General features: G+C 66.3%; 10 protein-coding genes. 6 read left to right on the top strand and 4 right to left on the bottom strand.

Features of this window, described 5'->3' with window-relative positions; translation table 11 throughout:
• On the top strand, positions 1 to 153 hold a 153-nt coding region (locus LPZ50_RS18470), incomplete at its 5' end, for an SRPBCC family protein (protein ID WP_329957681.1).
• A gap of 169 nt (positions 154 to 322) precedes the next feature.
• Positions 323 to 895, top strand: coding sequence for a phosphonate degradation HD-domain oxygenase (locus tag LPZ50_RS18465; RefSeq protein ID WP_230663432.1), 573 nt, complete (start codon positions 323 to 325; stop codon positions 893 to 895).
• A 7-nt stretch (positions 896 to 902) separates the two neighbouring features.
• Here the strand turns inward: LPZ50_RS18465 and LPZ50_RS18460 are convergent, their stop codons facing one another.
• Both LPZ50_RS18460 and LPZ50_RS18455 read right to left on the bottom strand, forming a co-directional pair.
• Positions 903 to 1,754, bottom strand: a complete 852-nt coding sequence (locus LPZ50_RS18460; RefSeq protein ID WP_230663430.1) for a sulfurtransferase — start codon at positions 1,752 to 1,754, stop codon at positions 903 to 905.
• A 28-nt stretch (positions 1,755 to 1,782) separates the two neighbouring features.
• Positions 1,783 to 2,637, bottom strand: a complete 855-nt coding sequence (locus LPZ50_RS18455; RefSeq protein WP_230663428.1) for a DMT family transporter — start codon at positions 2,635 to 2,637, stop codon at positions 1,783 to 1,785.
• A 149-nt stretch (positions 2,638 to 2,786) separates the two neighbouring features.
• Between LPZ50_RS18455 and htpX the strand changes: the two genes are divergently transcribed.
• On the top strand, positions 2,787 to 3,668 hold the full coding sequence (htpX, locus tag LPZ50_RS18450) for a protease HtpX (protein WP_230663426.1): 882 nt from the start codon (positions 2,787 to 2,789) through the stop codon (positions 3,666 to 3,668).
• 45 nt (positions 3,669 to 3,713) lie between these two features.
• Here htpX and LPZ50_RS18445 read toward each other — a convergent pair whose 3' ends face one another.
• Together LPZ50_RS18445 and LPZ50_RS18440 are read right to left on the bottom strand one after the other, a co-directional pair.
• Positions 3,714 to 4,703, bottom strand: a complete 990-nt coding sequence (locus LPZ50_RS18445; RefSeq protein WP_230663424.1) for a quinone oxidoreductase family protein — start codon at positions 4,701 to 4,703, stop codon at positions 3,714 to 3,716.
• A 51-nt stretch (positions 4,704 to 4,754) separates the two neighbouring features.
• Complete coding sequence (locus tag LPZ50_RS18440) at positions 4,755 to 5,720, bottom strand: DMT family transporter (protein WP_230663422.1); 966 nt, start codon at positions 5,718 to 5,720, stop codon at positions 4,755 to 4,757.
• A gap of 69 nt (positions 5,721 to 5,789) precedes the next feature.
• Between LPZ50_RS18440 and LPZ50_RS18435 the strand changes: the two genes are divergently transcribed.
• The 3 genes from LPZ50_RS18435 to LPZ50_RS18425 all read left to right on the top strand — a co-directional run.
• Positions 5,790 to 6,647, top strand: coding sequence for a DMT family transporter (locus tag LPZ50_RS18435; protein ID WP_230663420.1), 858 nt, complete (start codon positions 5,790 to 5,792; stop codon positions 6,645 to 6,647).
• A 53-nt stretch (positions 6,648 to 6,700) separates the two neighbouring features.
• Positions 6,701 to 7,201 carry a MarR family winged helix-turn-helix transcriptional regulator gene (locus LPZ50_RS18430; protein ID WP_230663418.1) on the top strand — a complete coding sequence of 167 codons (501 nt, stop codon included), beginning with the start codon at positions 6,701 to 6,703 and terminating at the stop codon, positions 7,199 to 7,201.
• Positions 7,202 to 7,328: 127 nt separating this feature from the next.
• A partial coding sequence (locus LPZ50_RS18425; RefSeq protein ID WP_230663416.1) for a TolC family protein occupies positions 7,329 to 8,094 on the top strand: 766 nt, incomplete at its 3' end.

Here is an 8,094-nt window from a genome sequence, read left to right as displayed (position 1 = left end):
GACGAAATCGCCGAACGCATGGACGCCGGCCGCAAGGCACTGATGCTGCGCGGCGTGAACGAGGCCGGCCCCTACCAATCGCCCATGGAAGACGGCATGCAGCACTTCCACGAATGGTACCGGCGCGTCATGCAGGAAGGCGAACCGGGCTGACCCGGACGGCGCTGCTTCAAGCGAAAAGCGGGCGCAAGCCCGCTTTTTTTCTGCCTGCCCGGCTGGCGCCCCTGTCATCAAATCGTCAAGTGCCTGCGTTCTACTGTGCCTCCTGCCCCGCAAGGGTGCATGCGCGGGGCCGCACCGGGACTTTCCCAGGGGCTACGCCATGGCTTTTACTCTGCAAGACATCGAACAACTGTTCATCGAACGCGGGCATCGTACCTACGATGGCGAACCCGTTACTCAACTCCAGCATGCGCTGCAAACCGCCGCCCTGGCGGAACACGCCGGCGCGCCACCCCACCTGATCACATCGTGCCTGCTGCACGACCTGGGACACCTGATCGCAGACCGGCCGGGCACGCCGTCATTGGACGGGCTGGACGACAAGCATCAGTACTTCGTGCTGCCTTTCCTGCGCGGGCTGTTCGGCCCCGCCGTGCTGGACCCCATCCGCCTGCACGTGGAAGCCAAGCGCTACCTGTGCTATGTGGAACCCGCCTACCATGCCGCGCTGTCGGCCGATTCGCGCCGCAGCCTGACGCTGCAGGGCGGCAGCTTCGACGCCGGGCAAGCCGTGGACTTCGCCAGCATGCCCGGCGCGCCCGACGCCATTCGGCTGCGCCGCTGGGACGACATGGCGAAAGACCCCCACATGCCGACCGAATCGCTGGACCACTACCTGGATATCGCGGCCGGCGTGGCAAGCCGCCGGCCGGCCGTCGCCGCCATCTGGTAGCGCGGCTTCAGGCGCCGCGCGCCACCGGACGCTGCGGGTCGCTGCACCATTCGCTCCACGACCCGGGATACAGGCGCGAGCCGGGCAAGCCGGCGATTTCCATGGCCAGCAGATTGTGGCAGGCGGTGATGCCGGAACCGCACTGGTGCACGACGGAACGCGGGTCCTGGGTGCCCAGCAGGGTGGAGAACTCGGCGCGCAATTGATTCGCAGCCTTGAAGCGGCCGTCGGCCTGCAGGTTTTCGCCGTTCGGGCGGTTCAGCGCGCCGGGAATGTGTCCGGCCACGGGGTCCATGGGCTCGACCTCGCCGCGGTAGCGGTTGGCGGCACGCGCATCCACCACGGTGAAGGCGGGTTGCGACAGGTTCGCCAACACGGCTTGCGCATCCACGCTTTCGGCCAGCGGCGCCTGGTATGCGGCGGCGCTGCCCGCCTGAGACGCCGTTTCCGGCTGGGTGCTGACCGGCAAGCCCCCGGCAGTCCAGGCCTGCCAGCCGCCGTCCAGGACAGCCACGCGCTCGTGCCCCAGCCAGCGCAGCATCCACCACAAGTGCGCGGCATACATGCCGCCGCTGGCGTCGTAGGCCACCACCAGGGTGCCGGGCCCGACGCCATGGGCGGCCATCAGTGCCGCCAGGCTGGCCTTGGCCGGCAGGGGGTGGCGGCCATTGTTCCCGGTGCGCGGCGCCGCCAGCTCGGTTTCGTGGTCCAGGTGGCGGGCACCGGGAATATGGCCCTGCTGGTAGGCAAGCCGGCCGGCCGCATGGTCGACCAGGTCGTGGCGCACGTCGAAAACGCGCACGTCTTCCGCCTTCAGGCGTTCAGCCAGCTCGGAGACGGAAATCAGGGTCATGGTCATGGCAAGGCTCCGTGGATGCACATTCATTTCAGGAATCGGCAGGCATGCGCATGGTGCGCCACACCGACAGCAGGCCCGCGGCAATGATCAACCCCATGCCGGCCCAGGCCAGGTTGTCGGGGCGGTCGCCCCACAGGCCCATGCCCAGCAATGCGGCAAAAATGATGGTGGAATACTGCAGCGCGGCCGTCAGCAATGCCGAGCCTACCCCAAACGCGCGCGTCATGGCCAGTTGGCCGAACAGGCCGGACACCCCCACGCCCACCAGCGCCGCGTAGCCGAGCAGGTCCGCATAACCCCAGCCATCGATGGCCAGGCCGGCCGTGCTGCTCAGGCAGACCGCCAGCGAAAAGAACAGCACGGTGCGCCATTCCGGCTCGCCGATGCGGCCCAGTTGGCGGATCTGCAGCATGGCCACCGCCGACATGGACCCCGCCAGCAGCCCGAACAGCGCGGCCAGCCATTGGTCGTCGTTGATGCTTGGGCGCAGCACGGCGATCACGCCGCCAAAGCCGAGGGCCACGGCGGCAATGCGCACCGGGTCGCGCTGCGCCCCGCCCCAGCCGAGCATCCAGCAGGCGATGAACAGCGGCGCCGTGTAGTTCAGGCTGGTGGCCGTGGCCAGCGGCAGATGCGACAAGGCGAAGAACCCCGACCACATGGAGGTGACCCCCGCCACGTTGCGCCACAGGTGCAGGCGCCAACTGGTGGGCACGATGGACTGCCGGGCCGCCCGCGCCCAGAGCAACAGCAGAATGACCGAGGGGAAGCCCCGGAACAGCACAATCTGGGGCAGCGAAGCGCCGTGTTCGGTCGCGAGCTTCACGAATGACCCCATTATGGCGAACATCGCGGACGCCAGTAACATCCAAAGAGCCTGCATGGGGTCTAGATGAGGGAAAAAAGAAGGGAAATAAGGGAAAGCGATACTATACTCCGGGTCCGGAAAGCCTACCGGCGCCCATAGGGGAACCGCCGCGCGCCGGGCCGGTCAAATCAGGCGCTCATTGCTCGCAGAGGAACAAAACAAGCATGAAACGCATCTTCCTGTTCGTCGTCACCAATCTGGCTGTCGTGGTGGTGCTGTCGGCCACGCTACGCATCCTGGGCGTAGACCGCATCATCACGGCGCAAGGCATCAATATCCAGGCCCTGATGATCTTCTCGGTGGTCGTGGGCTTCACGGGCGCCATTATTTCGCTGCTGATCAGCAAACCGATGGCCAAATGGAGCACCGGCGCGCAGGTCATCAACCCCAGCGCCCCCGGCAACGCGCGCGAAGCCTGGCTGATCGAAACCGTGCACCAACTGGCCGACCGCGCCGGCATCGGCCACCCCGAAGTCGCCATCTATGAAGGCCCGCCCAACGCATTCGCCACCGGCGCCTTCAAGAACGACTCGCTGGTGGCGGTATCCACCGGCCTGCTCGAAAGCATGACGGAAGAAGAAGTGGCCGCGGTGCTGGGCCACGAAGTGGCGCACGTGGCCAACGGCGACATGATCACCCTGACGCTGATCCAGGGCGTGGTCAATACCTTCGTGGTATTCCTGGCGCGGGTGGTGGGCTACTTCATCGACCGCACCGTGTTCCGCAATGAACGCGGCGTGGGCGTTGGTTATTTCGTCACCGTGCTGGTCTGTGAAATCATCTTCGGCATCCTGGCCTCGATCATCGTGGCCTGGTTCTCGCGCCAGCGCGAATACCGCGCCGATGCCGGCTCGGCCCAGCTGATGGGCTCGCGCGAACCCATGATGCGTGCCCTGGCCCGGCTGGGCGGCCTGGAACCGGGCGAACTGCCCAAGTCGTTCGAGGCTTCGGGCATTACCGGCAAGGGTGGCCTGGCGGCCATCTTCGCCTCGCATCCGCCCATCCAGAACCGCATCGCCGCGCTGCAGAACATGCGCGTGGCCTGAACGGCACGGCGGGGCCGGCCAGGCGGCCGCCCCGCCCTGTTCCCGTCAGTCCAGGGTCAGCACCGTCGCGCCGGTGGTCTTGCGGGCGGCCAGCGCGGTCTGCGCCTTACCTGCATCTTCCAGCGAATAGCGCTGGTCGATGCGCACCTTGATCTTCTTCTTCAAGACCAGGTCGAACATTTCCTTCGCGGCGGCATTCAGCTTTTCCTGGGTATTCACGTGCAGGCCCAGCGACGGGCGCGTCACATACAGGCAACCCTTCTGGTTCAGCGTGGCCAGATTCACGCCCGACACCGGGCCCGACGCATTGCCGAAGCTCACCATCAGCCCGCGCGGCTCGATGCAGTCGAGGGAGGTTTCCCAGGTGTCCTTGCCCACTCCGTCATAGACCACCGGCACTTTCTTGCCTCCGGTCAGCTCCAGCACGCGCTCTACCACGTTCTCGCGCGAGTAATCGATGGTTTCCCAGGCGCCATGGGCGCGGGCCAGTTCCGCCTTTTCGGGGCTGGACACAGTGCCGATCAGCTTCACGCCCAGCGCCTTGGCCCACTGGCAGGCGATCAGCCCCACCCCGCCCGCGGCGGCATGGAACAGGATGGTTTCGTTGCCCTGCAGGCGGTAGGTCTGGCGGAACAGATACTGCACGGTCAAGCCCTTCAGCATCAGCGCGGCGGCCTCGTCGAAAGCCACGCCCTTGGGCAGCTTGACGACTTGCGCGGCCGGCACATTGCGCGCCTGGGCGTAGGCGCCGATGGGGCTCTGCCCGTAGGCCACGCGGTCGCCCTTCTTCAGGTGGGCCACGTCGGCGCCCACGGCCTCGACCACGCCGGCCGCCTCGAAACCCAGCCCATGCGGCAGCGGATGCGGATACAGGCCCGTGCGGAAGTAGATGTCGATGAAGTTCAGGCCGGCCACATGCTGGCGTATGGTGACCTCGTTGGCGGCGGGCGGCGGAACTTCGACGTCGACAAGTTTCAGGACTTCGGGCCCGCCATGTTGTTCGATGCGGACTGCCTTGACGAGATTGCTGGCCATTGCGGCCTCCTTTTGTGGTGAGTACTCGGTACCATGCGGCCCATGCCGCGCTTATCGCTTCCTGCCCGTGTCATCCGCCCGGGCCGGCTGGCCCCGTCCGCCCATCAGCACGAATATGCCGAACAGCACCAGGGCCGTGCCCGCCAGCTGCCAGGCGGTGATCGGTTCGTCCAGCAGCCAGGCCGCCAGGAACAGCACCGACACCGGGCCGACCATGCCCAGCAGCGAAGCCGTGGGCGCGCCGACCAGGGCAACCGCCCACATCAGCATGAACACCGGCAACACAGTGTTGAGCGTGGCATGCACGAACGAATAGCCATAGACACCGGGCGGCTGCACCAGCATCGACGGCGGATGAACCAGGAAGAACTGGACCAGGCAGGCCAGGCACGACACCAGCATGGCATAGGCCACCAGGCGCGTCGCCCCCACCCGCTTGACGAGTTCTCCCGAACAGATCAGGTACACAGCATAGCTGAGCGCCGAGCCGAAAATGAACATGGCCCCGAGCGCGACATGGGAACCCGTATCGTGCGCGAGGTCTTGCGCGAACACCAGGATGACCCCCAGGTACGACGCCACCATGGCCACCCACTGGCGCCGCGTCACCGGGCGCTTGAACCACCAGGCCGATAGCAGCACCACCAGGGTAGGCGACAGGAACAGGATCAGCCGCTCCAGGCTGGCCGTCACGTAGCGCAAGCCCAGGAAGTCCAGGAAGCTGGAAAAGTAATACCCCAGCAAGCCCAGCAGGCACAGTTGCACGCGTTCACGCATCGTCAGCACCGGCAGCTCGCCGCGCGCGGCACGGCGCGATTCATGCCAGGCCACGGCCGCGAAGAACGGCATGGCAAACAGCATGCGGAAGGCAATCAGGGTGACGGCGTCGATGCCATAGCGGTAAGTCAGCTTCACCACGATGGCTTTCCCGGCGAACAACACGGCCCCCAGCGTTGCCAGGAAAAAACCAAGGATGCGGGAAGTCGGGGCGGTCGCGGGCCTGGCAAGCGGATTCATGCGATGATTTTATATTTTCCGGCGCGCGCGTTCCGCCCGCGCAGCGATCATTCACACCAAGCTACACGCATGACACGCCAACGCGCCCTCGCCTACATCCATATCGCCGCCGTGCTGTTCGGCCTGACCGGCGTGTTCGGCGAACTGATCCAGGCCAGTGCGGCCGTGATCACCCTGGGGCGCGCTGCCTTCGCCGTGCTGGCCCTGGCCGGTTTTGCCCGCATGCAGCGCCGCTCCCTGTTCACCGCCCTGACGCCGGCGCAACTATTCATGCTGGTGGTGGCTGGCGGCTTACTCGCGGCGCACTGGGTCACGTTCTTCATTTCGGTCAAGACGGGCGGCATCGCCGTTGCCACCCTGGGCTTCGCCAGCTTCCCGGCCTTCATCACCCTGCTTGAAGGCCTGCTGTTCCGGGAACGCGTGCGCGCCGCCGAATGGCTGCTGCTGGGCCTGGTCACGGCCGGGCTGGTGCTGGTCACGCCGTCATTCGATTTCGCCGACCAGGGCACCATCGGCCTGGCCTGGGGCATTCTTTCGGGCTTGTCGTTCGCCTTGCTGGCCCTGTCGAACCGGCGCTCGGCAGTGGGCCTGGATCCCATGCAGGTCGCCTGCTGGCAGAACATCGTCGTAGTGCTGGCCATGCTGCCCTTTGCCGCCAGCCAGTTGCCCCTGCTGCCGGCGCTGGACTGGTTCTGGCTGGTGCTGCTGGGCGTGTTCTGCACGGGCCTGTCGCACTACCTGTTCGTATCCAGCCTCACCCGCCTGAATGCGCGCAGCGCGGGGCTGGTCATTGCCCTGGAACCGGTTTATGCCATTGCCTTTGCCTGGATGCTGTTTGCGCAGCAGCCCACTTTGCGCATGATGGCGGGCGCCGCCCTGATCGTGGCGGCCATCGTGTGGTCCGGGCTGCGCAAGGCTTCGCACTGATTTCCCAACCAGCTTGCGCTTGACAATATTTGCCTAGGCAATAAAATTCGCCCATGAATCCCCCCCGCTCCCCTGGCGGCGCCGACGCGCCGGTGCACTATCGGGCCACCCGCTGCCTTACCGATGACAACGTCGGTTTCATGATCAAGCTGGTGCACAATTCCCTGAACCGGATGCTCGACCAGGAAATGGCGCCGCTCGACCTCACCGCCATGCAATGGCGCCCCCTGGCCCTGGTGGCGCGCGGTTCGGCCGACACGCCCGCCGAACTGGCCCGCATCATCGGCGTGGATACCGGCGCCATGACCCGCACGCTGGACCGCCTGGCGGCCAAGGGCCTGCTGCGGCGCACGCGCAGCCATGAAGACCGCCGCGTCGTCAATATCGAACTCACCGAGATGGGCCATGAAAAGGCCAAGGCCATACCCGCCAATATCGCCCGCGTCCTGAATCACCACCTGCGCGGGTTCTCGGCCGATGAAGCCGCCCACCTGAAACATCTGCTGGGCCGCATGCTGGCCAACGGCTCGGCCTCGGGCGCCGCAGAATCCTGACCCACGCCCCCGGCCGGGGGTAAACCCGACACGCATTGGGGATATTCCTGTCCGGCGCGCCGAAATACGCCATACTTGCTGCCTAGTCAGATACAGATTAATCAACCATTTTCAGCTGAACGTCAGGATGAAATCGCTAATTCCCGTGGTCCTGCTGGCGGCGCTGGCCGGCTGCGCATCAATGGACCCTTCTACTGAACCGGTCGCCCAGCTTGACGCGGCGCGGCTCGGACTGCAGGGCAAGGCCGTCACCTGGCCCGACACGCAATGGTGGCGCCGCTATGGCGACCCGCAACTGGACTCGCTGGTGGCGGACGCGCTGGCCGGCAATCCGTCCATGACGGCCGCGCAGGCGCGCCTGGCGCAGGCCAATGCCAGCGTGCGGGGCGCTCGCGCGCCGCTGTTTCCCCGTGTGGACGCCAACTACGACCTTACCCGCCAGCACCTGCCTGAAAAATACATTTACCAGCCTCCCATGGCCGGCAGCGTCAGTTCCGACAACCGCCTGGCGCTGGATTTCAGCTATGAACTGGACTTCTGGGGCAAGAACCGCTCACGCCTGGACGCCGCAGTGTCACGGCAGGCGGCGGCCGAGGCGGACGCGCAGGCCGCGCGCAACCTGCTGGCCCGGGCGGTGGTGCGCAGTTATCTGAACCTGCAGAACGCCTACGCCCAGCACGGCGTGCTGGAGCGCATCCAGACGCAGCGCGCCGATGTCCTGAAGCTGACGCACGACCGCGAGAACGCCGGGCTGGACACGCAGGTGGAAGTCAAGCAAGCGGAATCGTCACTGGCCGCGGCGCAAGTCGAACTGACCCAGACCGAAACCACCATTGCCCAGTTGCGCAACCAGGCCGCGGCGCTGGCCGGCGCCGGCCCGGCGCGTGGCCAGC

It is taken from the genome of Bordetella petrii (assembly GCF_020991325.1).
In the GTDB taxonomy this organism is placed as follows: Bacteria; Pseudomonadota; Gammaproteobacteria; order Burkholderiales; family Burkholderiaceae_B; genus Bordetella_A; species Bordetella_A petrii_E.
This window is presented reverse-complemented; position numbering and strand designations above follow the sequence as displayed.

Coding starts and splice junctions, on each gene's coding strand:
- LPZ50_RS18465 (WP_230663432.1), top strand. CDS start 323: ATGGCTTTTACTCTGCAAGACATCGAACAACTGTTCATCGAACGCGGG.
- LPZ50_RS18460 (WP_230663430.1), bottom strand. CDS start 1,754: ATGACCATGACCCTGATTTCCGTCTCCGAGCTGGCTGAACGCCTGAAG.
- LPZ50_RS18455 (WP_230663428.1), bottom strand. CDS start 2,637: ATGCAGGCTCTTTGGATGTTACTGGCGTCCGCGATGTTCGCCATAATG.
- htpX (WP_230663426.1), top strand. CDS start 2,787: ATGAAACGCATCTTCCTGTTCGTCGTCACCAATCTGGCTGTCGTGGTG.
- LPZ50_RS18445 (WP_230663424.1), bottom strand. CDS start 4,703: ATGGCCAGCAATCTCGTCAAGGCAGTCCGCATCGAACAACATGGCGGG.
- LPZ50_RS18440 (WP_230663422.1), bottom strand. CDS start 5,720: ATGAATCCGCTTGCCAGGCCCGCGACCGCCCCGACTTCCCGCATCCTT.
- LPZ50_RS18435 (WP_230663420.1), top strand. CDS start 5,790: ATGACACGCCAACGCGCCCTCGCCTACATCCATATCGCCGCCGTGCTG.
- LPZ50_RS18430 (WP_230663418.1), top strand. CDS start 6,701: ATGAATCCCCCCCGCTCCCCTGGCGGCGCCGACGCGCCGGTGCACTAT.